The organism is Desulfamplus magnetovallimortis (assembly GCF_900170035.1).
GTDB classification, from domain to species: Bacteria; Desulfobacterota; Desulfobacteria; order Desulfobacterales; family Desulfobacteraceae; genus Desulfamplus; species Desulfamplus magnetovallimortis.
The window spans coordinates 1-694 of the sequence record NZ_LT828626.1 but is presented as its reverse complement, the minus strand read 5'-3'; the positions used below and the strand labels follow the sequence as shown (position 1 = coordinate 694).

The following is a 694-nucleotide window of genomic DNA, read 5'->3' as shown; positions in this document are numbered from 1 at the left end:
AAAACTTAAACGTTGCACAAAACCATTTATTAAAACACTTAACTATTTAAAAACACATAGAATATCAATGTTATATTGCCAGTGTTGACCGTTGAAGTTCCTCTTTATAGCGTTGGACTCCACCAAATTGGCTTAGCATCTGAATAACTCTATTTTTTTCTTTTGTAGACACGATTTGCCCAACTAATTTTTGTTTCTCAGCTTGAGAAGTCACGTTTTCAGCTATTCCAGGTAAGGAGAAATTCAGCAAAATATAAGCGCAATATACCCAATGAACATAAGAAATTACAGAGTTGAAATTATTGGGCGCTACATCTTGAAATTCATGAAACATTTTTACTTGTTTATGGAAAATTTCAATTAGCCATCGAAGCCGATAACCTATGAGAATTTGGCGTGCTTTTACTTTTAAATCACTACAGGCTAAATATTTTCTTCGGCCATCCGACCGTTTTTTAAATTCCGAACAAATCAATTGGACCATTCCAACGTAACGTAGATGTCCAATAATTTGTCTTATGCGAAATTCCACTCGCTTTTTTTTTCGATTATCCTGTTGTATTCCAACAGTTTGCCATTTAGCCCAACGATGACTTTTAAAGAAATCAGCCACTTGTCTCCATTTTTGAGATTTGTTGGTTATTAATGCTTCTCGTTTTGACTTAACGCTTCGTTTCTTTTTAAGAGCAAAAAT

1 pseudogene is annotated in these 694 nt (G+C 33.9%); it reads right to left on the bottom strand.

Annotated elements, in window-relative coordinates:
* Positions 1-70: 70 nt before the first annotated feature.
* Positions 71-694 (bottom strand): annotated as a pseudogene (locus tag MTBBW1_RS28930) (hypothetical protein); the annotation flags it as partial.